We start from the raw sequence: 24,317 nt of genomic DNA on the forward strand, positions 1-24,317 counted from the left end.
CCGGCGAACCCGCAGGCCTTACCACGAGCAACCGATTCAGTTAACGCCAGTGGATCCGTACCCGCCGTCGCCGCGAGCGGTGTCATCGAGTTCCTCGACTTCGCGGAAGCCCACGAGCTCCACTCGTTGGACAACAAGCTGGGCAATTCGCATCCCGCGCTCGACCTCAAAGGTCTTATCGGGATCGTGATTAATAAGGCACACCTTAATTTCACCGCGATACTCCGCATCGATGGTGCCCGGCGTGTTGACCACGGAAATCCCGTGCTTGGCTGCCAAGCCCGAACGCGGGTGGACCAAACCTACCGTGCCCATCGGCAAAGCAAGAGCAATGCCAGTGCCGACAAGCGCACGCTCACCGGGGCGCAGAGTAACGTCATGCGCGGCGTAGAGATCCGCACCAGCATCGCCACGATGGGCTCGCTGCGGCAGCGGAAGCTCCTTATCAAGGCGCTTGATCTGAATGTCTCCGAATGGACTTACCGGATCTACAAGGGGGTGTTGCTCATTCACGCGGCCCAGCCTACCTTGTCCTCACCATCCCCCACCCTGAGGGATGGAGCTTAGCGCCGTGTCTACCGCGCTTACCCGGTGTCTTAGGTTGCGTTGGGTTCTACCCTTCCCCGACGACTAGACTCAAAGGCCATGACTTCGAGTGCATCGTCTGTTCCCCCCACAGCGTCCGCTGAATCCCCCGTCATCCTCTATCGCGAGCGCCAATGGGTGCCGTGGTACTGGTGGTTCATGGCTGCGTTCGTCGTGGTGATTTCCACGGCCACAGTCAGCCTCAACCGCGGCATCATGTGGGTCATCATTCCCGCCGTTCTGCTTAGCGCCATCGCCGTGTGGGTGCTAGTGACGTGGTCCAACACAGTAGTTCAAGTGGAGCAGGATGCCGATGGCACCCGGTGGCTCACCGTGAAGGACGCACAGCTGCCTAGCGATGTTGTCTCCCGCAGTACCGCGGTGCCGGCCACCGCGCGGCGCAATGCGCTGGGACCACAGCTCGATCCGGCTGCTTTCCTTGTCACGCATGGCTGGGTTCCTGAGCACGTCATGCTCGTCCTCGACGACCCAGAGGATCCCACCCCCTATTGGCTCATCGGCTCCACCAACCCCGAAAAGCTCCTCGCGGCCTTCCTTCCAGAACAGGCAGCAGCCTCCGAGGGCTAAACATCGCGCGCAGGATAAACTGCTGCGCTAGGCGCAGTCCATGCAGACTGGCTGCCCATCCTCTTCGTGGTCGAGGCGCTTATTGGACTGCACCAGGTAGCACACAGAACAAGTGAATTCGTTTTCTTTACGCGGCACGACGGTGACATTGAGTTCCTCACCGGTCAGGTCCACTGACGGCGGCTCAAAAGCCTCGACGATTTCACCATCGTCATCCATGCCGTTGTTATCGTTTTCAGCCGCCTTCAGGCCTTCGAGGGAATCGGTCTCGAGGTCGTCTTCTGCGCGGCGACGCGGTGCGTCGTAATCGGTGGCCATAATGCTTGCCCCTGTGAGTCAGATTGATTGGTACGTCTATTTATCGACGGCATCCTAAACCACGCAAGCCCCCGTGTCACACTCGCCCCGCGATGGGGGCACCAACCGCCCCACCCCTCTACCCCCTACCCTGCGAATTTTAATAGGATGAGCTGGGCATTCACCGTTCTTGGAGTGCTGGATATTTTTCTGAGTATCACTCCTCACACCCACCCACAATGCGGTCACTAATACGGGAACGGCACAGTGCCGACTCCGCCAGCGATACGAAACTCACACTGTTGCCACATCAACGCCGCGCTCAACATAGACTGTCAGTATGACCGCGCAAGAAGCACAGCACCAGGACACGACATTGAGCCTTGAGCACCAGGGCCATTCCTTTGGCATTGATGTTGGGGGCTCCGGCATCAAGGGCGCCGAGGTAGACCTCGCGACAGGCGAGTTCGTCGGTGACCGTCTGAAGATCGCTACTCCCCAGCCCGCTACGCCGGAAGCCGTAGCAAAGGTAATTGCCCAAATCGTCGCCAAAAAAGGCTGGGACGGCCCCGTCGGAATCACGATGCCTGCTGTGGTGAAAGGCCAAGTGATTCGCAGCGCGGCGAATATTGATAAGTCTTGGATTGGCGTGGATGCGCAGGATTTGTTGAGCCAGTACCTCGACGCGCCCTTCACCGTGCTTAACGACGCCGACGCGGCCGGCCTCGCCGAAGTGGCCTACGGTGATGACATTGCACGTTCGGGCCCCGTCATCTTCCTCACCCTGGGCACGGGCATCGGCTCCGCATTCCTTCTGGACGGCCAGCTCTTCCCCAATACGGAGATTGGCCACCTTATCGTTGGCGAGAAGGAAGCAGAGCACCAGGCGTCGTCGGCAGTCAAAGAACGCGAAGGCCTCAAGTCCAAGCAGTGGGCAAAGCGCGTCAACCGCGTACTCCACGAGTATGAGGCGCTGTTTAACCCTTCAGCCTTTGTGATCGGTGGCGGAATCTCCCGCAAGTTCGACAAGTGGGGCGAGCACCTCAAAATTGAAACACCGGTCGTTGCTGCTCAGCTCCGCAATCGCGCGGGCATCGTGGGCGCGGCAATGGCGGCGAAGGAAGGAATTCGCCCCTAATCTATATCGTCCCAGCGTTCCCTAGTTGACCCCAGTCACCGCCTGTTGACAAAAATGATCTATACTGGGCTGTCGATTATCGAATATCCAGCGGCGCGCCTCCCTCGCTCATCTCGGAGGCGGGCTAGCATCGGGGACTAGTCGCGACAAACTTGCGCGTCCCCATATTTTCCACTCAGAGAGCAAGTCGAAAGGGCGTACGTGGCAGCCACTGATTCTTCAGACCAGGTACTCGGCGAGGACAAGAGCACCTCCGAGGCATCTGCACCTGCACAGAAGACCGCCAAGAAGACGGCAAAAAAGACCGCTAAGAAGACGGCCAAGAAAACCGCGAAAAAGACTGCGAAGAAGACCGCCAAGAAAACGGCTAAGAAGACGGCCAAGAAAGCAACGAAGAAAACTACTCGCAAGTCCGCCCAGAAGGCCGCGAAAAAGACGGCCAAGAAGACGGTGCGCAAGTCGGCGGCAAAGAAGGCAACCTCGCCGGAAAGCGCCGAGTCTTCGGAGGACCTCGCAGAGGATCAGACCGATGAGTTGGACGCCGAGACGTCCGATGACGCCGACATCGACTTCGATCCGGACAACGCGGAGATGGACGAGGACGACGAGTTCGGTGACGATGATGACGATTTGGAGAATGAGGACTCCGAGGACGAAGAGGAGGATGGCTCCTCCGTCTGGGATGAGGATGAATCCGCTGCCCTGCGTCAGGCCCGTAAAGACGCGGAGCTGACTGCTTCGGCCGACTCTGTCCGCGCCTACCTCAAGCAGATCGGTAAAGTCGCCCTGCTCAACGCCGAGCAGGAGGTCTCCCTGGCCAAGCGCATCGAGGCAGGCCTCTACGCTCAGTACCGCATGGACGAGATGGAGAAGGCTCGCGCTGAAGGCGACAAGGCCGCCAAGCTCTCCCCCATGGAGAAGCGCGACATGCGCGCCATCGCTCGTGACGGCCGCAAGGCTAAGAACCACCTCCTCGAGGCAAACCTGCGCCTCGTGGTGTCCTTGGCTAAGCGCTACACGGGCCGCGGCATGGCCTTCCTGGATCTCATCCAAGAAGGCAACCTGGGTCTAATCCGCGCCGTTGAGAAGTTCGACTACACCAAGGGCTATAAGTTCTCCACTTATGCCACCTGGTGGATCCGCCAGGCCATTACTCGCGCCATGGCTGATCAGGCTCGTACCATCCGCATCCCGGTGCACATGGTGGAAGTCATCAACAAGTTGGGCCGCATTCAGCGCGAGCTGCTGCAGGACTTGGGCCGCGAGCCCACCCCGCTGGAGCTGGCGAAGGAAATGGATATCACCGAAGAGAAGGTGCTGGAGATCCAGCAGTATGCTCGTGAGCCCATTTCTCTGGACCAGACCATCGGTGATGAGGGCGACTCCCAGCTCGGTGACTTCATTGAGGATTCCGAAGCGGTCATTGCTGTCGACGCTGTGTCCTTTACCTTGCTGCAGGATCAGCTCCAGGACGTGCTCACGACCCTCTCCGAGCGAGAGGCCGGCGTGGTTCGTCTGCGCTTTGGTCTGACCGATGGCATGCCGCGCACTTTAGACGAAATCGGCCAAGTCTACGGCGTTACCCGCGAGCGTATTCGCCAGATCGAGTCCAAGACGATGTCCAAGCTGCGCCACCCATCACGCTCTCAGGTGTTGCGCGACTACCTAGACTAGGGCGAGCAGAAAGATTTCAGCGGCGAGGAGGTTTAACCTTCCTCGCCGCTTCTTCTGTGCTCTGCGCGCTCTATGCGCATTGGATGGCTAATAATTTGGCCCCACGACAAAAATCAGTGCCATGGAAACGAAAGGAGCAATGTAGCTCCAGCCCACGCCAATGAGCATTCCCCACACCGCCATACCGGTCCCCCTGTGCTCAGGGCGTCGCCCCGATCCGAGAATGAGCGCAGCAACGCCAAGGCCTGCTGCGCACCACCCAGTGATCATGGTAAGCATCGACAGCATGAAGCCAACGGGGCTGATGAGGAGTGTCAGCGCGATGTCGATAAGTGGCGGAAGGATAGCCAAGCCCAGTGCCCATGGGGCGAGCGGGTTCGGAGTGAATGGCCTTTCATAAGGCACCGGCGCATAGGAACCCGCATAGGAATTCGGATAAGCCTGCGGGTACGGAGCCTGGTACGGATCCGCTGCGTAGTAGTTTGGTTCCACATAGTCGGGCTGGGTCATGACTTCCCACTTTCGCGAAGACTCGGCTAGGTCACTGCCCGATATCTTATGCGAAGGCAGCGGGCGCAGTCCCCGCGTACGGGGGTCATTGCCCGCTGCTCATCGATTTCCCAGGAGCCCTAGCCGTCGAGCCCCAGCTCTATGCCCGTAGCAATCCGGTCAATGACCTCTTTATCAGCAGTGTCACCGCTGATAGTCACTGAAGCACCCTGACAAGCACCAAGAGACATCAGCATCATTGCAGAGTCTGCTTCTACCTCTTCGCCATCAAAGGAGAGGACAATGACACCGTCTGCCTCTGCGGCCATCTCCGAGACCTTGGAGGCTGGACGGGCGTGAAGTCCCGCCTCATCAGCCACGGTCACTGTCAGCGAGTACCTATCTGGGTTAGTTTCAGGCTCCTCTTTATCCACTGGATCAGCGGCGGCAGACTGCTTCGGCACGAAGACCTCGATGGCCCGTTCCGCAGCTCTGACGACGGCCGCAAGGTCATCGCCTTGTTGGGCGGCGGTGGCTGCGGCAACGGCAGCCTCGACTAGTGGGGCATCCACAAACTGAACTTGTTCTTCATCAAGGAACTCAAGAACAGACTCAACGGTCATCGTGGCCGAGCCCAAGTCCGTGAGGACGACAACACCGAGACCTTGGCCGAGGGCATGGCTGATGGCGCCTTCGATGTAGTCGTAGGAAGTTCCGATTCCGCCGTCTTCCAAGCCGCCGGCGGGAAGGATGGTCACATCAGCGGCCATTTGTCCGGCAAGCTCTGCTAGGCCTTCAGCGAGCTTGGCCGAATGCGATACAAGGACAAGCCCAACGCGCGGTTGTGTCATGTTTTATGCCTCCTTCGTTGAAGTCTCGGCAGCGTCGGCAGCCGCGGCGAGGAACAGAGCCGAGGACGTAGCACCCGGATCCTTGTGCCCAGCAGAGCGCTCCCCAAGATAGGAAGCGCGGCCCTTCGTTGCCACCATCGGAATGGTATCCTCCGCGCCGGTTGCTGCGGCGTCAGCAGCCGCGCGCACAACCTCAGCGGGACTCAGCGCGGCATCCGCCGCTTCACGGGCAGCTCGTGCGGCCGGCGCCCAGGCGTCGACCATCGTCTTCTCCCCTTCCGCGGCCTTGCCGCGCGCAGTAATCCCCTCAAGCGCAGCCTCGATTAGACCGGCCACCGTGGGCGCATCAATCGCCCCGGAACCGGCAGCCTTAGACGCACGCAAGAAAGCGGTCCCTAGCAACGGCCCGGAGGCGCCGCCAACGGTGGACATGAGTGTCTTTGCCGTCAGTTTCAGAACATCAGCGACGGTAGAATCCTCTGGGGAGATTTCCGCGCCCATCTTCTCCACGACGGCGCGGAAGCCGCGATCGACGTTTTCACCGTGGTCGCTGTCTCCAATGGCGCGGTCAAGCTCGATGAGCTCCTCGCGGTATTCATGCGCAACTGCAGCACAATTATTCATCCACGCTAATGCCCAGTCGGTTGAAAGAGTTACATCATTTGTCATAGTTACACTCCTTGGCGTAGTGCGGCGGTGTGGCAGGGGGCGTCGAAAAGCGCCAGGTCTTCGTCGTCGGCGCGCATAACGCTCACGGAGCACCCGGCCATATCCAGACTCGTGACGAAGTTGCCCACAAGGGAGCGTTCAATGCTCACCCCCGCCTCCTTTAAGCGCTGAGCTACCCGACGGTAAACCACGTAAAGCTCAGAGGCCGGGGTGGCTCCCATGCCGTTGACAACGACGATGGTGCGCTCGCCTTCGCTCAGCTTAAGGTCTGCCAGGACGGGATCAAGCAAGTGGTCCGTTACGTCGTCGGCCGAAACCAGCGGAATCTCCTTGCGGCCCGGCTCGCCGTGGATGCCCACGCCCAACTCAACCTCGTCTTCCCCGAGGTCAAAGGAAGGCTTGCCCACATGGGGCACGGTGCAGGCGGAAAGCGCCGCGCCCATAGTCGCGGTGTTTTCTACCACCTTTTTCGCCACAGCGGTCACCGCAACGAGATCATCGCCGCGCTCGGCCGCCGCACCGGCCAGCTTCTCCACCAACAGCGTTCCGGCAACGCCGCGGCGACCGGCTGTAAACGTAGAATCTTCCACCGCGACATCGTCGTCGACGATGACCTGGCTGACCTCAATATCATCGAATTCAGCCAGCTCTGCCGCAGTATCGAAGTTGAGCACATCGCCGGTGTAGTTCTTCACGATGTAGAGCACTCCCGCCCCAGCATTAGCTGCCTCGGTGGCTGCTTGGATGGCATCTGGCGTCGGAGATGTAAACATAGCGCCGGGCACGGCCGCGTCCAACATTCCATGGCCGACGAAACCGGCATGCAGCGGCTCGTGCCCAGAGCCACCGCCGGAGACAATGGCAACCTTGCCGTGTTCTTTCTTCTGTTTGCGGAAAACAAACAGCGGGTTCGTGTTGCGAGTGACAATGTCACCGTGGGCTAACGCGAAGCCCTCTACTGATTCGGCTACTACGTTGTCCGGTGAGTTGATGAGCTTTTTCATCATCTTTCTCCTTAGGTTTTCTTTGGCCTAGAGCACTCTTCTCACAATGCTGCCGAGCCTACCCTTCGCCACCGGATACTGTGCCGGATTCTACTGCGTCCGCGCAGCTACCACTTGCGCAGATAATCGATGCGCTCTTGCAACTGCTCAGCGTTACACAGCGCGGTAGGAGGTCCGCCGCAGGCCTTGCGCGCTTCGGTGTGGATGGCTCCGTGCGGGCGGCCGGTGCGCTGAGCGGTGATGGAGACCACCGTGTTGAGCTCCTTGCGCAGCGCGGAAATCTCATCCACCACGCCTGACTGAGATCCGGTGCTGCTTGCCGACGTCTCTGCCCCACGCTTCGGCGCATGCGGGGTGCCGTAGAGCTTGCGACGTTGTTCCTCCGCCGCCTCAGCAGCCCGGCGCGCCTTCTCCTCTGCCTCACGGCGATCCATCTCATCGGACTGTTTCTTGCGAAGGAGGTCCTTGACCTGGTCTGCGTCGAGAAGCCCGGGAATTCCGAGGAAGTCTTCTTCTTCGTCGGTGATATTGCCCGTGGTGAACTGCGAGCCGTTGTAGAGCAGGCCGGAGAATTCTGCTTCCGCGCCGAGGGACTCATAGGAAGGCTCGAGCATGTCCGGCTCGGACTTCTTCTTATTGGCGTCCTCGAGCAACTCATCGTCCCAGCCCTCCTTGTCGGGGTTCTTCTCCCCTCCGAGGACGTGGTCGCGCTGCTTCTCCATGTTCTCCGCCAGCCCCAGCAGGACCGGGACAGACGGCAGGAATACCGAGGCGGTCTCGCCCGGCATGCGGGAGCGCACGAAGCGGCCGATGGCCTGAGCAAAAAAGAGCGGGGTCGAGGCAGACGTGGCATAGACACCCACTGCGAGGCGCGGAACGTCGACGCCCTCGGACACCATGCGTACGGCCACCATCCACTCGTCGGTGGATTCGGAGAACTCTGCGATACGCGCGGAGGAACCCGGGTCATCGGAAAGGATGACGGATACCGGGGTGTTCGAAATCTGCTTGAGGATCTTCGCGTAGGCGCGCGCCGTCGTCGTATCGGTAGCGAGTACGAGGCCGCCGGCATCCGGCATGTTGCGGCGCATCTGCATCAGACGCGTGTGGGCAGCTTGAAGGACGGTGGGGATCCACTCGCCCTTGGGGTCCAGAGCAGTGCGCCACGCGCGGGCGGTCTGCTCCGGATTGAGGATATCGCCCAAGCGGGCCGTATGTTCCTCGCCGGCACTATCGCGCCAGCGGGACTCGCCGGAGTAGCTGAGGAAGACCACGGGGCGCACGACGCCGTCGGCAAGCGCATCGCCATAGCCGTACGTGTGATCGGAGCGGGAGACCAAGTGCCCCTCCCCGTCCTCCTCGTAGCGCACGAAAGGAATCTGGGAATCATCCGAGCGGAAAGGCGTACCGGTCAGCGCCAGGCGGTGTTCCACGTCGTCGTAGGCTTCACGCACGCCGTCACCCCAGCTCTTGGCGTCGCCGGCGTGGTGAATCTCATCGAGAATCACCAAGGTGCGCCGGGCTGAGGCCACCGCGCGGTGCTTAAAGGGGTGCATGCCTACTTGGGCGTAGGTCACCACCACGCCATCCATGGCGGGGTTGACTCCAGAAGAGTTCGTGAACTTCGGATCCAGCGCGAGCCCCACGCGGGAGGCAGATTCAGACCACTGCACTTTGAGGTGCTCGGTGGGCACCACCACGATCACGCGCTCTACGGTACGGTCCGCCATGAGCTCTGTGGCCACGCGCAGGGCGAAGGTAGTCTTACCTGCGCCTGGCGTTGCCACCGCCATGAAATCCTTCGGCTTGGTGGCCAGGAATTTATCCAAGGCCGCGCGTTGCCACACACGCAGCGAACCATTATTGGCAAATCTTTGTGCTGGAGTCTGTGTAGACACGGTCAGCGACTATCCCCCTCTAGTTATCCCAACATCCCGCTCTTGTGAAAGTCTTCGTTTTACGTCGACGCAACATTACGCGTCGACGGCACGCTTAGCGGCGGCGCAGGCTCTTATATACGCGCTCGCAGTCCGGGCACACGGGCGAACCGGGCTTGGCTTGCTTGGTGACAGGGAAGGTCTCACCACAGAGGGCAACGACGTACTTACCGTTGACCGCGGAATCGAGGATCTGGTTCTTCTTTACATAGTGGAAAAACTTCGGGGTGTCGTCGTTGGTCGACGTATCCTCGCGGACATCAGGGCGTTCAATAGTCTTAGTCGTCGTACTCACGCCCACTATCATGCCGCATCGGTATCGAAGTTGGCGAGTCCTACCGCTACGCTGGTGGGCATGACCCCTTCGAACTCGCGCGATAACGCCCGCCATACCCCACGATCGGGGCGGCGGCGTGGGCGTCGATTCGGGCGCAAGGCTTATCTCATTACAACCGCCAAACTCGCTCCCGGCCAGGACCGGCATCGCCGCGAAGTTATCTACTCAATTTTGCAGTTTCTGCGCATCCCTTCGCTGCTTCTAGCTGGTGTCATGGTGTATGCCTGGCATTGGTGGATTGCCGCCGCCATCGCCGTGGGCGTCACCTTCCCGCTTCCCTGGATAGCCGTGGTCATCGGCAACGGGCGGGGGCAGAAGAAGGACAAACGCGACAAAGCGGTCTACAAGCCCGCGCTCGCCCGACAGATGGCGCAGACACGGCGCGAACAAATCACCAGCGGTGCTCACGGCGAACTTCCCGGCGCGCCCTCATCGGACACTTCCCCCTCGGGCACGGACGCGGAGAGTTCAACGACCAACACAATTGAGCACGAAGATTAAGAAGTCACCGTTTCCTTCCCCCAACTATCAAAGGATATTTTTGTGAGCACCCAACAGCCCTCCCCTTTCGGCCCGGCGATGAACCCGGACAACCCCATCGCAGACGTTGCGGAGGAACTAGCCCACGTCTTTGCTGAGGCAGGGTTCAGTGCGGACGGTATCGCGGGACACCTGGGGCCGGAGTACACCGAAGCGCTACATCGCGGCGAGCCAGCCGCCGTGGCACTTGGAGCAAACGGTGATTCCCGCCTGGACCACCTCATCCGGATCTTCCTGCTGCACGAACACGTACCGGCCACGCTGCTTTCCGACGTCCTCGGCGCACGCCTAGCCACCCGACTGCTCGACTGCGGCGCAGTGCTTACCGACGAGCACGGCACCGCCTACGTGGCTTATGACATTCGGCCACACGTCATTGTGGGTAAGAACCGCATCGTGTTTTCCGATGTTGATGCTTCCTTAGTGGATCACGTGCCCGGCCCCGAGCACGTGTTGGGGGTAGGCTCTGCCAGTCTTTCCCTCTTGCACTCGACCCCGACCACTCCCGTGTCCTCAGTACTAGACCTGGGCACGGGTTCTGGCGTACAAATCCTTGGGCAACTGGAGTCTGCTGAAAGAATTGTTGCGACCGACGTTCACGAGCGAGCCCTCCACCTTGCCCGCGCTACTGTCGCTGCTGCAGGCGCAGAAAACCGTGTTGAGCTTCGCCAGGGTTCTTGGTTCGAGCCCGTGCAGCACGAGAGCTTCGACCGAATCGTTGCTAACCCTCCGTTCGTGGTGGGCTTGCCCAAGGTGGGCCACGTTTACCGGGATTCCGGCCTCAATCTGGATGGAGCAAGTGAGCTTGTCATATCGCAAGCTGTGGAGCACCTCAATCCTGGGGGCACCGCACACATTCTCGCTGCGTGGGTACACCAAGGCGACAAGTCTTGGCAGCAGCGGGTTGCCTCGTGGCTGCCGGATACCGGCGTGGCCGCGTGGATCATTCAGCGCGATGTGGCGGACCCTGCGCTCTATGTTTCCACGTGGTTGAGCGATGAATCCGTGGATGTTCGCAGTGCCGAAGGCCAGGAGCGTTCACGCCGTTGGCTGGAGCATTTCCGCGATCATGATGTCACCGGCATCGGGTTTGGTTTCGTGGCTATCCAGCGCATTGCAGACGGCGAGCCCTCCGATATTTTGGCAGAAACCATGGCGCAGCCGGTCATCGATCCGCTCGGGCCCGAAGTGGAGGAATACTTTGCTCGCATTGAATGGCTACGCAACCTGGTGCCGGGTGAGCTGGAAACAAAGCATGTGCAGCTGCGCCCAGGTGTCGCCCGCGAAGACGTTTCACTGCCCGACACGGAGCTTGGCATGGGCTTTGAGCGCGCAGCATTACGGCTCAGCCGCACGGACGGTCCACGCTGGCAGCATGACGTCGACGAGCACCTCGCGGCGATCGTCGCCGGGCTCAATCCCCACGGGCTGAGCATTGGGGAGACCATCGAGCTCTATGCCGCCGCGCAGGGCTTTGAGGAATCCGAGTTGGTTAGCGCCGCGCTTCCAGCCATTGTGGATCTCATCCGCCATGGGCTTCTCATCCCTACGGAATTGTTGGCATTTAGCAACACTGAGTAGTCCCCTCCTTTTCCCTCAAGCCCCTCGCGTTTGTCATCTGAGAAAGAACTCCTCCCCAGAAAGGTCGTGTACTCCCTCCCATGCGTGCTGTCTTAACCCGCGTTTCCGAAGCTACCGTCACCGTAGACAACGACGTTGTCGGCTCTATTTCCTGCCCGGATACCGGCGGCGTCTTAGCGCTCGTCGGTATTTCCCGCGAGGACGTCGCGGCAGGTTCTGACTCCGGCACTGCCGAAGGACCAACCTTGGAAGAGCGGATGGACACGATGGCGCGCAAAATCGCTGAGCTGCGTATTCTAGAAGGCGAAACCAGCGTGGCCGACAGCGGTGCGCCTGTTCTGGTGGTAAGTCAGTTCACCCTCTACGGACGAACGGCCAAAGGCAGGCGCCCATCGTGGTCAGATGCCGCACCGGGTGAAGCCGCGCAGCCGGTTATCCAGGGAGTTGTCGCTCGCCTTCGCGAGCGCGGAATCACTGTGGAAGAAGGCCGCTTTGGAGCGATGATGCGCGTGTCCTCCATCAATGAAGGACCGTTTACCGTGCTCGTTGAGGTCTAGCTTCGGCGCGCCTCCCCCAAAATGGCCTAAAACCTCTCGCACATCCCGGGTAATTAAACATTTTTGGGCCCGTGGGAACTATCTGACGCGAAGGCCCGTTGTAGGGGATGAACCAAGCCGCAACTTAGGAGGCATGAGATGGCCACATCATCCGCTGCTAGCGTCCAGGACGAGGACGGACAGGAAGTTGACCGCGGCTCACGCCGTAACCAGACCAATGACAATCCCTCCGCGGACTTGGTCCGCGTTTACCTCAATGGAATCGGCAAGACTGCGCTGCTGAGCGCCGAGGACGAGGTTGAATTGGCGCAGACCATTGAGGTTGGCCTCTACGCCGAGTACAAGCTTGCCAATGCTGAGAAGCTAACTCGCGCGGAGAAGCGTGACCTGAAGATCTTGGCTCGCGAAGGTAAGAAGGCACGCTCCCACCTCTTGGAAGCAAACCTGCGCCTCGTGGTCTCCCTGGCTAAGCGCTATACCGGCCGCGGCATGCCGCTACTGGATCTCATCCAGGAGGGTAACTTGGGCCTGATTCGCGCTATGGAGAAGTTTGACTACGCCAAGGGCTTCAAGTTCTCCACATACGCAACCTGGTGGATCCGCCAGGCCATTACCCGCGGCATGGCTGACCAGTCCCGGACAATTCGCCTCCCTGTACACCTAGTTGAGCAGGTTAATAAGCTTTCGCGCATCAAGCGCGAGATGTACCAATCCCTAGGCCGCGAGGCTACGAACGAGGAGCTCGCAGAGGAATCGGGAATCGAAGAGTCCAAGATCGAAATGCTGCTGCGTCAGTCCCGCGATCCTGTCTCCTTGGATATGCCGGTGGGCACCGATGAAGAGGCTCCACTGGGAGACTTCATTGAGGATGCCGAAGCAACGGACGCCGAAACCGCCGTGGTTGCTTCGATGCGCCACTCCGATATCCGCTCCGTCATTGGTTCTTTGGAGGAGCGCGAGCAGGACGTCATCCGTTTGCGCTATGGCTTGGATGATGGGGTTCCGCGCACCCTCGACCAGATTGGCCGCAAGTTCGGTCTCTCCCGCGAACGCGTTCGCCAAATTGAACGTGAGGTCATGGCCAAGTTGCGCGAAGGCAACCGCGCCGATCGCCTCCGCGAATACGCACTTTAAATCTCTTATTCAAATCCTGGCATGAGCCATCGAGCCAGCTACCTGCTAGCCCAGCTGAAACAGCATTGTGGGCTTTGGCGGTCAGTGCTCGGTGGCTTTCGTCGTTCCACAAGGTCCCGCGAGGTTGCCGTGCCCCGTCGAACCCCGCCGGAGGCACAGCGCTGCGCGCTCAATACTTTCGACGAATGCGCTATTGTTTAAGATATTCTCTTAATACATCCTTATTACCGCGTCTAAACCTATGTGGCTACGCACCGCCCACAACGCAGAAAGGTAAGCCCACGTGAGGGACCTAGTTGACACCACGGAAATGTATCTGCGCACTATCTACGAGCTCGAAGAGGAAGGCATCACTCCCCTCCGCGCGCGGATCGCAGAGCGTTTAGAGCAGTCTGGGCCGACCGTATCCCAGACCGTGGCTCGTATGGAGCGCGATGGCCTGCTCCACGTGCGTACTGATCGCAGCCTCGACCTCACCCAACAGGGCCGCGAACTGGCAACCAACGTCATGCGCAAGCACCGCCTAGCTGAACGTTTGCTCACAGACGTCCTTGGACTGGATATCGACAAGGTCCACGACGAGGCCTGCCGGTGGGAACACGTCATGAGTGAAGAGGTAGAAAAGCGCGTCGTCGCGGTATTGGAGGATTCCTCGCGCTCACCATTCGGCAACCCCATCCCAGGCTTGGCACAGTTGGGTACGACCCCGGTGGAGCTCGACTTGGGAACCCGCGCCATCGACCTCCCTACGGGACAAGAAACTGAAGCCACCATCGTGCAAATCAATGAGGTTTTGCAGGCCGATAGCTCGACCTTCGATGATCTTTATTCCTGCGGAATCCAAATCGGTTCGCAGGTGACGGTGGTCAATGAGAGCGGAACCATTACGCTGACGACGAAATCTGGGCATACCGTCGAGCTTGTCGACGATCTCGCCCACGCCATCCGAGTTAAGGAGAAGTAAGACGATGAAGCTGTTAGTTACCGGTGGTGCCGGATATGTCGGCAGTGTGTGCGCGGCAGTCTTGGTCGAAAAAGGCCACGACGTCACCATCATCGACAACTTCTCTACCGGCAACCGCGAGGCCATCCCAGAGCAGGCACGTCTCGTTGAAGGCGACGTCGCTGATGTCGCCCGTGAGGTGTTGTCTGAAGGTGGATTCGACGGCGTGCTGCACTTTGCGGCGCGTTCCCTCGTCGGTGAATCCGTTGAAGCCCCCGCTGACTATTGGCAGCATAATGTCGTAACCACGCTGACGCTCCTGAACGCCATGCGGGAATTCGAGGTCACAAACCTCGTCTTTTCCTCGACCGCGGCAACCTACGGCGAGCCGGCGCAAGTGCCAATTACGGAGTCGATGCCTACGCAGCCAACGAATCCCTACGGCGCCTCCAAACTCGCAATTGACTACATGATCACGTCGTATGCCACTGCCTACGGCCTTGGGGCGACCTCCTTGCGCTACTTCAATGTCGCCGGAGCCTACGGCACCATTGGAGAAAACCGCGAAGTAGAAACCCACCTCATTCCCCTCGTCCTGCAGGTAGCGCTGGGGCACCGCGACAAGATTTTCATCTTCGGCGATGACTACAACACCGCCGACGGCACCGCGGTCCGGGATTACATCCACATCCGAGACCTGGCAGAGGCCCACGTCCTAGCGCTGGAGAGCAACGCCGCAGGAACGCACCGCATCTACAACCTTGGCTCCGGGGATGGCTACTCCGTCAAACAGGTCATTGAGGCCTGCCGCGAAGTAACCGGTCACCCCATACCGGCTGAGCTTGCACCTCGCCGCGCCGGAGATCCCGCAACACTCGTGGCCTCCTCGGAAAAGATCAAATCCGAGCTCGGGTGGAACCCCAGCCGCACCGATCTAACCACCATCGTGACAGACGCGTGGAACTTCACCCAGCAGCTCGGCGAGCGGGCACATTCTGCGCATCGCTAGCCGCATCCTCTGAATGCTCCTCCCCTTCCCCTATAGCGTTTTCATAGGCTTTGAGGGCGCCTGTATGAATTGAGTCCCGAATCTTTTCGTGCAGGCCATGACGGTATGCCTGGCACAGGAGTGAGCCTAGGCGGTGGCTGGGAAATTCTTCCACGACGAGCTGCAATGCAGGGCCGGCGAGGATATCCCACTCCTGTTCCAGCTGCGCCAGCGCAAAGAGAGTCAGCGCGTTTGCCCGCAACTCGCCGCCGAATGTCCGCGCCGCCGCCAGAAGGAGATGCGCTCCCGTTTCGCCCGACGTCGCGCACACGTTCACGACGAGGTCACGCGTCCACGTCGTTGACAGCCACACAGCACAGGTTGCCAGCAGCTCACTGTCCTGCTCAGCCTCCTCCACCGACGCCACCTGGCGAAGCGCCCACCGAGCATCGTCGAGGAAGTGATCCAAGAGGTCCTTTCGTTTCTTTCCCCGCGCAGCTGCTACCTGCGCACGATACTGCGTCGCCGCATCTTGCGCTTGCCGCGCCAAGGCATCGGCTTCGGCAGCATCCAGATACTGGTTCCCTGCGGCAAAGACAGCAAAGAACTCCTCCCTATTGAGCTCCGGTACAACATTGTGGTCGACGCAAGAGCGCATCGAGGGGGCGTCGGTCAGCGCCGGTATTGTCCCCTCAACCCACTTCTTCATTGGCCCGCTTCCATCCGCGTTGACGGTTCCATGAAGCAAGACATAAGCCTCATGTTTGGTGATTTCCCGGGTATGCCACGCAGCGTCGACCTCCAGCCCGTCCTCGGCGCGGTCTAGGCCATATAGCCAGTGAGCCACCTCCCTGAGCTCGGTGAGGGGACGCTTCGAAATAAGGAATGCAAACACACCTTCGCGGGCGTGCTCGGCCAGTAACGGCGAGATGTCCACTACTGCCCCTTGGGCATCTGCGATGTCGACGCGTGCAAGCGGGCCCATTGCTGGGCCCCGCGGGGTGGTATCGATAGCCATGAAAACCACCGATTCAGTGGGATAGAAGCCTAGGAGGCCAGGGATGTTTGCGAGGAGGTGACCTGGGGTCGTTATTGGTGGAGTGCGGTCTGTATGCGTTGAGTGTGTGTTCATACCTTGTAGCCTGAACCACACTTACCTCGATTCGCTAGAGCACTAAGACCGTCCACGGCACATCTGTGGATAACGAGTCCGGGCTAGTGCGCAGTCCACTGGAAGTAGCCCGGTTTTCCACACCCAGCAAGTGGAAACCTGGCACAACCAGCCTCCATATGGCATGCTTGAACGATCATCACTGGTTCCCTGCGGGAGCCCCCGCGCGTACAGACCAGCTTCGCGTTCGTCCCGGACGCCCAGTCGCCTCTGGGAATAGGCGGTAAGCCTTAAGCGTTGCATGTCACAGAACACTGATTGAGGTCGTACGCTCGAGAACAAGCACACGGCTAGAAGGAGGAGTCACAACCATGCAGGAAGAACAGCGCCGCATGTACGAGCTGGAGTACCCCGCTCCAGTGGTCAAGGATGATTCCACTCCAGGCGCAGGCCCCACAATGATCGTTGCCATGAATGGCTACGCCGATGCAGGCCAGGCCGTTGAAGCCAGCGCTGATCACCTCAAAGCCGCGTTGGAAAACCGCCAGCTGGCCTCGTTTAATAACGACGAACTCATTGACTACCGTTCACGCCGCCCTGCCGTCACTATCGACCATGACCGCACCGTGGAGATTGAGAACACGGATTTGGGCATCAAGGTATTGCGGGATAATTCCGGCACGCCTTTCTTGCTACTGTCCGGACCGGAACCGGACTTGCGGTGGGAGGCCTTTACGGATGCGGTAGTGAACTTGGTTGAAAAGTTCGATATCAAGAACACCATCATGCTCTACTCCGCGCCCATGCCGGTGCCACACACCCGCCCCACGGTGGTCACTGCGCACGGCAATGCCCCGGAACTCCTTAACTCTATGGTGCGCATGGAATCCACCATGATGGTCCCCGGCGCAGCCGCCCTGTATATTGAGCGTGCCTTGGATAAGAAGGGCCGCCGCGTGGCCGGCTATACCGCGCATGTGCCGCATTATCTGGCGGCCTCGCCTTATCCAGCGGCCACGCTCCGTCTTCTGGATTCGGTTGCCTCAGCCGTCGACCTCAACATTCCCTTGGGTAGCTTGGAGGCAGACGTGGCTCGCGTCAACCAGCAGCTCGAGGAGCAGGTGACGGATTCTGAAGAGATCGCGGGCGTGGTCCGCCAGTTGGAAGAGCAGTACGACGCTTATATGGAGCGCTACCGTTCCCGCCATCCGCAGGCCATTATGCCGGGTGAAGAGCACATGCCTACGGGCGAGGAGATCGGGGCTGACTTCGAGGCTTTCCTTGCCGGGCTCGATGACAACCCGGATATCCTCTCTGAAGACATCGACGACCGCGAGGATAACTACGGGCGAGACGAGGGCCCCGGCTCAGACATGGACGATGACGTCTAACCTCAGATAAGCTCAACACGCCGCGGCTGTCGAGGGTCTCGGTCGTTCACAGCCGCAGGGCGGAGACTTATACTCTAAGGCTTTCGCCTAAGGTGGGACGGGTGAACCTTTCTCAGATGTTGCCCGATCTCGCCGAAGTCCCCGAGCCGATGGTTGATGAGGCCATCTGGGACACGTTTTTATCGTGGACCTCCGGCCGTGGAATCTCGCTGTACCCGGCGCAGGAAGAGGCCTCTTTAGCTATCCTCGCGCAGGATAACGTCATCTTGGCCACGCCTACCGGGTCCGGTAAGTCCATGGTGGCCAATGCCGCCCACTTCATAGCTTTAGCGCGAGGGCAGCGCAGTTTTTATACCGCACCTATCAAGGCCTTGGTGAGCGAGAAATTCTTCGCTCTCTGTGAGATTTTTGGCCCAGAAAACGTTGGCATGATGACCGGCGATGCCACCGTGAACGGTTCCGCTCCCATCATTGCTGCGACCGCTGAGATTGTGGCGAATATTGCGCTACGCGATGGCTCAGAAGCTGCCATCGATCAGGTGGTCATGGATGAGTTCCACTACTATTCTGAGCCGGATCGCGGTTGGGCCTGGCAGGTTCCGCTGTTGGAATTGCCGAAGGCACAGTTCTTGCTCATGTCCGCGACCTTGGGCGATACGACGTGGCTGGAAAAGGACTTAACTGAGCGCACCGGACGCACGACGACGCTCGTGGCTGGGACAACCCGCCCAGTCCCGTTGGACTTCTCTTACGTCTTTTCCGCAGTCCATGAAACCATCGAGGATTTGCTCGCTGGTGGCAAGGCTCCTGTCTACGTTGTCCACTTCTCCCAGCGCGAGGCCTCAGAGCGCGCGCAAGCATTGACGTCGCTGTCAAAGATCATCACCCCAGAGGAGAAGGAGTCCATTGCCGCTGAGCTCGCGGGATTCCGATTCACCACGACGTTCGGCAGGGACCTGTCTAAGCTGCTTCGCAAGGGAATTGGTGTGCACCATGCCGGCATGCTGCCGAAGTATCGGCGCTTGGTGGAGCGGCTGGCCCAAAAGGGTCTACTCAAGATCATTTGCGGAACGGATACCTTAGGTGTTGGCATCAATGTTCCGATCCGCACGGTGTTGATGACGGGCCTGGCCAAGTATGACGGAACCCGTCAGCGGATCCTCAAGTCCCGCGAGTTTCACCAGATTGCCGGTCGCGCCGGCCGCGCAGGCTATGACACGGAAGGCACGGTCGTCGTAGAGGCGCCGGAGCACGAGATCGAAAACGCCAAAGCGCGGCGGCGCGTGGGCGATGACCCGGCGCGCCTAAAGAAACTGAAGAAGAAGTCCGCGCGCGACGGTGAGGTCTCTTGGTCGGAGCAGACCTATGCCCGGCTTATCGACGCCGAACCGGAGCAGCTCACTTCCCAATTCCGGGTCTCCAATTCCATGCTGCTCAATGTGCTCGCCCGCCACGGCAACGGTTACGAACACCTAAAACACCTGCTGCGTACGAGTCACAACACGCGTGCGCGCCAGAACGAAGACATCTTAACGGCGCTGAGCCTGTTTCGAGGGCTTCTCAATTCAGGCGTGGTCCAAAAATCCACCAAGGGTCTCGACATCTATGGACGCCCGTACCACGTGGTGCGGGAAATGCCGCGCGATTTCGCCTTGAACCAACCTTTGGGGCCCTTCGCGTTGGCGGCACTCACCTTGCTGGATCCGGAATCGGACACCTATGCCCTCGACGTCATCTCGGTCTTCGAGGCGGTGCTCGATGATCCTCGCCAAGTCCTAATTGCTCAGCAAAAGCAACGCCGTGGCGAGGAGATCGCGGCGCTCAAAGCAGACGGGGTGGACTACACCGAACGCATGGCCATCGTGGAAGACATCACCTGGCCGAAGCCACTCGAAGAGCTCTTGGAGCAGGCCTACGACACTTTTTGCGAAACCAATCCTTGGGCCAAGGAATTTGAGCTGCGTCCTAAGTCTGTGGTTCGCGACATGCTAGAGAGCGCCATGACCTTCTCCGACCTTGTCGCCACCTACGGACTCGCCCGCTCTGAAGGCGTCATCCTGCGCTACCTCACTGATGCTTGGCGCACGCTCAAGCAGTCGATCCCTGCCGAGTTCCTTACCGAGGAGCTCGAAGACATCATCGTCTGGCTCGGAGAACTTATCCGCCAGGTTGATTCTTCTCTCGTCGACGAGTGGGCTGAAATGGCCGGCGAGGACTCCCCCATTTCCCAGGCGGATTTGGACCGCGAATTGGCCTTCGGCGTTGAGGATCCCACCGCCTTGACAGCCAATCAGCGCGCCTTTGGCATCATGGTGCGCAACTACTTCTTCCGGCTCGCGCAGCTCTTTGCCTTGGAGAAGGAAGATCGCTTGGCAGATTTGTTGGATTATTTGGAGGAGATCCCCGACTTTGGCCAAGCTCTCGATGACTACTTCGATGACTACGATGACATCGATACTGGGCCAGCAGCACGGGGGCCGGAGTACTTTGTCCTGGACAAGGGCGACAAGGGCTCAGGGGCTCGTGGCGTCGGGGGTTCACGATCGTGGACCGTCCGGCAGATCCTCAAGGACCCAGAGGGGGACAACTCCTACCACATCGTTGGCACTGTCGATTTGGATGCCTCCGATGAGGCTGGTGAAGTCCGGCTGTCCGAACTACGCGTGGAATACTAGGGAATTTAAATACGCCCTTTCTTTGTTATTATTCTCCGTCAACCGCATATTATGCGTATGATTGGGGAATGAGCACGCCACAGCAGATCGACGAACGCCAGCTTTCCCCCATCCCCCACGCCAGCGCCGCGCCCGCGGCCGAGCATCTCGCTCTCGGATCCTTCACCATGAAGGTTCTCAACGGCATCTCGATCGCCGTCGTCGTGTCGCTCGTCCCGCAGGCCTTGCTCGGCGAGTTGGCCAAGGCGCTGCTCCCCTTCTGGTCCGGCGCGTCCACCGTAATAGCGCTGACGGGTCTAGCCGCCAGCCTTTTACCTGTGATGATTGGTGTCCTCGTAGGCATCGAATTCAAGATGACACCGATTCAGACCGCAGCCGTGGGCATTGCTTCCTTCTGCGGCTCCGGGGTGGCCACCGTCAATCCCGAAGGCGGCTTCTTCCTCAAAGGCACCGGGCTCGTCATCAACTCTGGATTAACCGCAGCCATGGCAGTTGGTTTGCTCCTCTTCATCGGCGATAGGCTCAAGAATTACTCCATCTTGTTGCTTTCCACCATCGTGACGCTCGTTGCAGGCAGCATCGGATGGGTCGTCACCTTCCCCATCGTCAAGGTCTTTACGCTGTGGCTTGGTGACCTCGTGAACGGTCCGACAACTTTGCAGCCGGTCCTCATGGGCATAGTCCTCGCCGTTCTTTTTGCAGTCATGATCGTCTCCCCAGTCTCCACCGTCGGCATTGCTACCGCCATCTTTATCGACGGCATCGCCTCTGGCACCGCCAACCTCGGGGCCGTTGCCGCAGGTTTCACGCTCCTCGTTGCCGGCTGGCGCGTAAACGGCTTCGCCACCTCCATCCTGCATGTTCTGGGCTCTCCCAAAGTGCAGATGGCCAATATGTTGTCCAAGCCGGTCACCTTCCTTCCCGTCATTTGCTCCGCCGCAATCCTGGGCGCAGTTGGTGGCGCTCTAGGGATCTCGGGCACACCAATCTCCGCCGGTTTCGGAATTTCCGGACTCATGGGCCCGCTGGCGGCTCTCAATTACGAAGGGTGGGGATGGAGCGCCGGCAACGTGATGATCATTACCTTCGTTTATGTCGTACTTCCCCTCGCCCTTGCGCTGCTCTTTTGCTGGCTCTTTGAAAAGGTTCTGCACTTAACCAAATCTGAATACTTTTCCCTCGATTTCAAGTAGCGACATGGGGAGTACAGTGGGCGCCACTATGACTAACCCAAAATCCCCAGCCACCAGCATCCACCTTGCCGGCGTTAGTTTTGAGACGCATGAGGACTCAGTCACTGTGCATTGGCTCCTCGGAGGCATGCCCCACCACCGTGACGTCGTCTTTAAGCTGCACACCCTCGACCTTCAGCTCATCGCCCACTTCGAGCAAGCCAACCTCAGCTCGATGGAGATCGCTTCATACGGAGAAGACACGAGGGACGCCCACCGTCCAGTTGATTATCAATACAACTACTCCCCCGAGGCACTCGCAATCACGCTGCCCACCGCCCACTTTGATCTCAAAGAGGAAGTCTTCACGATGGGCCTGTCAGTGGACGGCATCCCCTGCGGTGAGTGGACGGGAACGATTACCTAAGCCTTCACTCCCTACACACAGCGAAGCCTATACACGCTTCACAGGACTCTGACCAGCGACGATACTGGAGTAAGAGCAGTTCTCTAGGATTCAAGGAGCTGGAAATGGCACACCATGTCAACGAGCCCCATGGCGATTCACACAACGCGCGGTTAAATTCCCTTCGGGCGGGAGTTCTCGGCGCCAATGACGGCATCGTCTCCGTCGCTGCACTTCTGCTCGGCGTCGTGGGGTCGGGGGCGTCGGCAAGCGCCATCCTCACCGCCGGCTTGGCCGCAACCGTATCGGGAGCCGCGTCGATGGCGCTGGGAGAATACGTCTCGGTGTCAGCGCAGCGTGACTCCGAACGGATGATGATAGATAAGGAGACTCGCGAACTGGCGGAGCTTCCTGAACAAGAACACGCCGAACTCGTATCCATGTTGGCTGACTACGGCATGAACACCGCTACCGCAGACACCGCCGCACATGAGATCGCCGCCAAAGATAGGCTCTTGGAGGCACACCTGAGGCTGGAGATGGGCATCGATGGTGAGGACCTGACGAACCCTTGGCACGCCGCTTTCTGGTCGGCAGCATCTTTCCTTGCCGGTGCAGCGCTACCCCTCCTGTCAATCTTTATAGCCCCGATGAGCATGGCCGCAGCAGTCGTCGCCGTGATCACTCTCATTGCCCTGGCGATTACGGGCTACGTGTCTGCTCGCCTCGCCGGTACAAATGCCGCACGTTCCGTCTTCCGCCTCGTCATTGGTGGAGCGCTCGGGCTAGCCATTACCTATGGCATCGGCGTTGCCTTCGGCGGGGTCATCGGCTAGAAGGCCGCAAACCTCCCCAGCCCTTTGAGGCACAAAAAGTCCCACTCCCCTGTACATAATCACGGGAGTGGGACTTTCTATCGTGCGCCTAAGAAGGCATGCTGTTTATCTACTCAGCGGAGCGCACAGCCTCAGCCTGCAGCGCCTGCGCCACAGCCTGAACAACGCCTGCGACCTTGACGCCTTCCCAAATCTGCTCCTTGGTCACGCCCTCCTCCAACAGAGTATTGGCGTGTGCAGTCAGGCAGTGCTCGCAGCCATTGATAGCAGAGACAACGGTGCTCCACAGCTCAAACGTTGCCTTGTCTACGCCAGGCTTAGCAATGATGTTCATGCGCAGACCGAACTTGACCTGCGCGAAATCATCGCCCAACCAGCTCTTTGCGCGGTAGGCCACGTTATTCATAGCCATCACCGTGGCGGAGCCGAGAGCTGCGTCAACTGCCTCTTCGCTGAGGTGCTCGCGGGCTTCCTCAAGAATCTCCTTCAGGACCAGATCATTACGGGTGGCGGCCGCAGCAGCGACCAAGCTGCCCCACAGCTGCTCCTCATTCAGCTCGGTCGTACGCGTCAGCGTACCGATGTTGAGCTTCTGATCCTTGGCATACGCCGGAAGTGCGGACTTCAGGTTGTCGATGGACACTGAGTAACTCCTTTATGGTTGGACGGTTGTGCTTAGCGATGTCTTACAGTGCGGACTGAACGACCTCGAGCTTGTCGATGTTCTTCGTCGGGTCATTAGCCTCCCAGTTGCAGGCACAAACCTCTTCGGACTGCAGCGCATCGAGCACGCGCAGAACCTCATCAACGTTGCGGCCCACAGCGTCCGGGGTCACGGACACGAACTGGATAACACCGTCCGGGTCAATGATGAAAGTTGCGCGGTCAGCAACGCCGTCGGCGTTCTCCACACCGAGGGCTCGGATGAGGTCGTGGCGAATATCAGAGAACATCGGGAACGGGACTTCCTTCAGCTCCGGGTGGGTTGCACGCCAGTTGAAGTGCGCAAACTCATTGTCGGTGGAGCCGCCGAGGATCTGGGTATCGCGGTCCTGGAATTCCTCATCCAGCTTGCCGAAGGCTGCGATCTCAGTCGGGCACACAAAGGTGAAGTCCTTCGGGTAGAAGAATACAACCTTCCACATCCCCTGGTACTTGTCCAAAGACACCTGCTCGAAGTAATCCTCCGGCTGGTTAGCGTTGACGTCGTGGAGGTCGCCGCCCTTCAGCGCAGTCAGTTCGAACTCTGGGAACTTCTCACCAACGGTCAAGATAGGCATAGAAGATTCAACTCCTTCAATAGTCACAACAATGCACAAAAGTGATGTAAATCTCTACGACCACACACCATTTTGCCTTTTAGCTGGTACGCAGCCGCTCGCTTGTTAAGTATGCCACGAACCCTCTCACACGT

The 24,317-nt window shown here is 59.5% G+C and carries 25 protein-coding genes; 14 read left to right on the forward strand and 11 right to left on the reverse strand.

Annotated elements, in window-relative coordinates:
• Window positions 1–36: 36 nt before the first annotated feature.
• Window positions 37–513: a dUTP diphosphatase gene (gene dut, locus ACUY3D_RS04400; RefSeq protein WP_448240392.1), complete on the reverse strand. Its 477-nt coding sequence runs from the start codon at window positions 511–513 to the stop codon at window positions 37–39.
• A 132-nt stretch (window positions 514–645) separates the two neighbouring features.
• On the opposite strand from dut, the gene ACUY3D_RS04405 reads away from it, so the two are divergent.
• The gene (locus ACUY3D_RS04405) at window positions 646–1,173 is read left to right on the forward strand and encodes a DUF3093 domain-containing protein (protein WP_448240393.1); all 528 of its coding nucleotides are present in this window, start codon (window positions 646–648) and stop codon (window positions 1,171–1,173) included.
• Window positions 1,174–1,200: 27 nt separating this feature from the next.
• Here ACUY3D_RS04405 and ACUY3D_RS04410 read toward each other — a convergent pair whose 3' ends face one another.
• Entirely contained in the window at window positions 1,201–1,491 is a 291-nt protein-coding gene (locus ACUY3D_RS04410) for a DUF4193 domain-containing protein (RefSeq protein WP_070531301.1), read from the reverse strand.
• 319 nt (window positions 1,492–1,810) lie between these two features.
• Here ACUY3D_RS04410 and ppgK point away from each other — a divergent pair, with 319 nt between their 5' ends.
• Window positions 1,811–2,608, forward strand: coding sequence for a polyphosphate--glucose phosphotransferase (ppgK, locus tag ACUY3D_RS04415; RefSeq protein ID WP_144014958.1), 798 nt, complete (start codon window positions 1,811–1,813; stop codon window positions 2,606–2,608).
• Window positions 2,609–2,809: 201 nt separating this feature from the next.
• On the forward strand, window positions 2,810–4,282 hold the full coding sequence (locus ACUY3D_RS04420) for an RNA polymerase sigma factor (RefSeq protein ID WP_448240394.1): 1,473 nt from the start codon (window positions 2,810–2,812) through the stop codon (window positions 4,280–4,282).
• Window positions 4,283–4,369: 87 nt separating this feature from the next.
• Here the strand turns inward: ACUY3D_RS04420 and ACUY3D_RS04425 are convergent, their stop codons facing one another.
• The 6 genes from ACUY3D_RS04425 to ACUY3D_RS04450 all read right to left on the reverse strand — a co-directional run bounded on the left by ACUY3D_RS04425 (window position 4,370) and on the right by ACUY3D_RS04450 (window position 9,539).
• Entirely contained in the window at window positions 4,370–4,792 is a 423-nt protein-coding gene (locus ACUY3D_RS04425) for a hypothetical protein (protein WP_448240395.1), read from the reverse strand.
• A gap of 119 nt (window positions 4,793–4,911) precedes the next feature.
• Window positions 4,912–5,622: a dihydroxyacetone kinase phosphoryl donor subunit DhaM gene (gene dhaM, locus ACUY3D_RS04430; RefSeq protein ID WP_448240396.1), complete on the reverse strand. Its 711-nt coding sequence runs from the start codon at window positions 5,620–5,622 to the stop codon at window positions 4,912–4,914.
• 3 nt (window positions 5,623–5,625) lie between these two features.
• Window positions 5,626–6,291, reverse strand: coding sequence for a dihydroxyacetone kinase subunit DhaL (gene dhaL, locus ACUY3D_RS04435; RefSeq protein WP_448240397.1), 666 nt, complete (start codon window positions 6,289–6,291; stop codon window positions 5,626–5,628).
• 2 nt (window positions 6,292–6,293) lie between these two features.
• Window positions 6,294–7,295 (reverse strand): dihydroxyacetone kinase subunit DhaK, encoded by a 1,002-nt coding sequence (gene dhaK / locus ACUY3D_RS04440; RefSeq protein WP_448240398.1) that lies wholly within the window; start codon window positions 7,293–7,295, stop codon window positions 6,294–6,296.
• Window positions 7,296–7,402: 107 nt separating this feature from the next.
• Entirely contained in the window at window positions 7,403–9,193 is a 1,791-nt protein-coding gene (locus ACUY3D_RS04445; protein ID WP_448240399.1) for a DEAD/DEAH box helicase, read from the reverse strand.
• Window positions 9,194–9,287: 94 nt separating this feature from the next.
• Window positions 9,288–9,539 carry a DUF3039 domain-containing protein gene (locus tag ACUY3D_RS04450; RefSeq protein ID WP_012715089.1) on the reverse strand — a complete coding sequence of 84 codons (252 nt, stop codon included), beginning with the start codon at window positions 9,537–9,539 and terminating at the stop codon, window positions 9,288–9,290.
• A gap of 48 nt (window positions 9,540–9,587) precedes the next feature.
• Between ACUY3D_RS04450 and ACUY3D_RS04455 the strand changes: the two genes are divergently transcribed.
• The 6 genes from ACUY3D_RS04455 to galE all read left to right on the forward strand — a co-directional run bounded on the left by ACUY3D_RS04455 (window position 9,588) and on the right by galE (window position 15,333).
• Complete coding sequence (locus ACUY3D_RS04455) at window positions 9,588–10,070, forward strand: DUF3099 domain-containing protein (RefSeq protein ID WP_448240400.1); 483 nt, start codon at window positions 9,588–9,590, stop codon at window positions 10,068–10,070.
• 78 nt (window positions 10,071–10,148) lie between these two features.
• Window positions 10,149–11,690, forward strand: a complete 1,542-nt coding sequence (locus tag ACUY3D_RS04460; RefSeq protein ID WP_448240452.1) for a DUF7782 domain-containing protein — start codon at window positions 10,149–10,151, stop codon at window positions 11,688–11,690.
• Window positions 11,691–11,770: 80 nt separating this feature from the next.
• The gene (gene dtd, locus ACUY3D_RS04465; RefSeq protein ID WP_269948098.1) at window positions 11,771–12,247 is read left to right on the forward strand and encodes a D-aminoacyl-tRNA deacylase; all 477 of its coding nucleotides are present in this window, start codon (window positions 11,771–11,773) and stop codon (window positions 12,245–12,247) included.
• A gap of 138 nt (window positions 12,248–12,385) precedes the next feature.
• Window positions 12,386–13,381 carry a sigma-70 family RNA polymerase sigma factor gene (locus tag ACUY3D_RS04470; RefSeq protein WP_010190233.1) on the forward strand — a complete coding sequence of 332 codons (996 nt, stop codon included), beginning with the start codon at window positions 12,386–12,388 and terminating at the stop codon, window positions 13,379–13,381.
• Between the two features lie 283 nt (window positions 13,382–13,664).
• Entirely contained in the window at window positions 13,665–14,345 is a 681-nt protein-coding gene (locus tag ACUY3D_RS04475) for a metal-dependent transcriptional regulator (RefSeq protein ID WP_070521996.1), read from the forward strand.
• Between the two features lie 4 nt (window positions 14,346–14,349).
• Entirely contained in the window at window positions 14,350–15,333 is a 984-nt protein-coding gene (gene galE, locus ACUY3D_RS04480) for a UDP-glucose 4-epimerase GalE (protein WP_070596688.1), read from the forward strand.
• Here galE and ACUY3D_RS04485 read toward each other — a convergent pair.
• Window positions 15,290–16,444, reverse strand: a complete 1,155-nt coding sequence (locus ACUY3D_RS04485) for a DUF4192 domain-containing protein (protein WP_070531347.1) — start codon at window positions 16,442–16,444, stop codon at window positions 15,290–15,292. The genes galE and ACUY3D_RS04485 overlap by 44 nt on opposite strands.
• Window positions 16,445–16,794: 350 nt before the next feature.
• Between ACUY3D_RS04485 and ACUY3D_RS04490 the strand changes: the two genes are divergently transcribed.
• From ACUY3D_RS04490 to ACUY3D_RS04510, 5 genes are all read left to right on the forward strand, one after another.
• Complete coding sequence (locus tag ACUY3D_RS04490; protein ID WP_070521987.1) at window positions 16,795–17,814, forward strand: PAC2 family protein; 1,020 nt, start codon at window positions 16,795–16,797, stop codon at window positions 17,812–17,814.
• 101 nt (window positions 17,815–17,915) lie between these two features.
• Complete coding sequence (locus ACUY3D_RS04495) at window positions 17,916–20,489, forward strand: DEAD/DEAH box helicase (protein ID WP_339016482.1); 2,574 nt, start codon at window positions 17,916–17,918, stop codon at window positions 20,487–20,489.
• Between the two features lie 167 nt (window positions 20,490–20,656).
• Complete coding sequence (locus ACUY3D_RS04500) at window positions 20,657–21,682, forward strand: PTS sugar transporter subunit IIC (protein ID WP_448240453.1); 1,026 nt, start codon at window positions 20,657–20,659, stop codon at window positions 21,680–21,682.
• A gap of 28 nt (window positions 21,683–21,710) precedes the next feature.
• A complete protein-coding gene (locus ACUY3D_RS04505) occupies window positions 21,711–22,088 on the forward strand; it encodes a hypothetical protein (protein WP_070531451.1) in 378 nt (125 codons plus the stop codon).
• A gap of 104 nt (window positions 22,089–22,192) precedes the next feature.
• Window positions 22,193–22,903 carry a VIT1/CCC1 transporter family protein gene (locus ACUY3D_RS04510; protein ID WP_101735667.1) on the forward strand — a complete coding sequence of 237 codons (711 nt, stop codon included), beginning with the start codon at window positions 22,193–22,195 and terminating at the stop codon, window positions 22,901–22,903.
• A gap of 109 nt (window positions 22,904–23,012) precedes the next feature.
• Here the strand turns inward: ACUY3D_RS04510 and ahpD are convergent, their stop codons facing one another.
• Together ahpD and ACUY3D_RS04520 are read right to left on the reverse strand one after the other, a co-directional pair.
• Window positions 23,013–23,546 carry an alkylhydroperoxidase, AhpD family gene (gene ahpD, locus ACUY3D_RS04515; RefSeq protein ID WP_070524463.1) on the reverse strand — a complete coding sequence of 178 codons (534 nt, stop codon included), beginning with the start codon at window positions 23,544–23,546 and terminating at the stop codon, window positions 23,013–23,015.
• 43 nt (window positions 23,547–23,589) lie between these two features.
• Complete coding sequence (locus ACUY3D_RS04520) at window positions 23,590–24,183, reverse strand: peroxiredoxin (RefSeq protein ID WP_070524465.1); 594 nt, start codon at window positions 24,181–24,183, stop codon at window positions 23,590–23,592.
• Window positions 24,184–24,317 lie beyond the last annotated feature (134 nt).

It is taken from the genome of Corynebacterium guaraldiae, assembly GCF_053480195.1.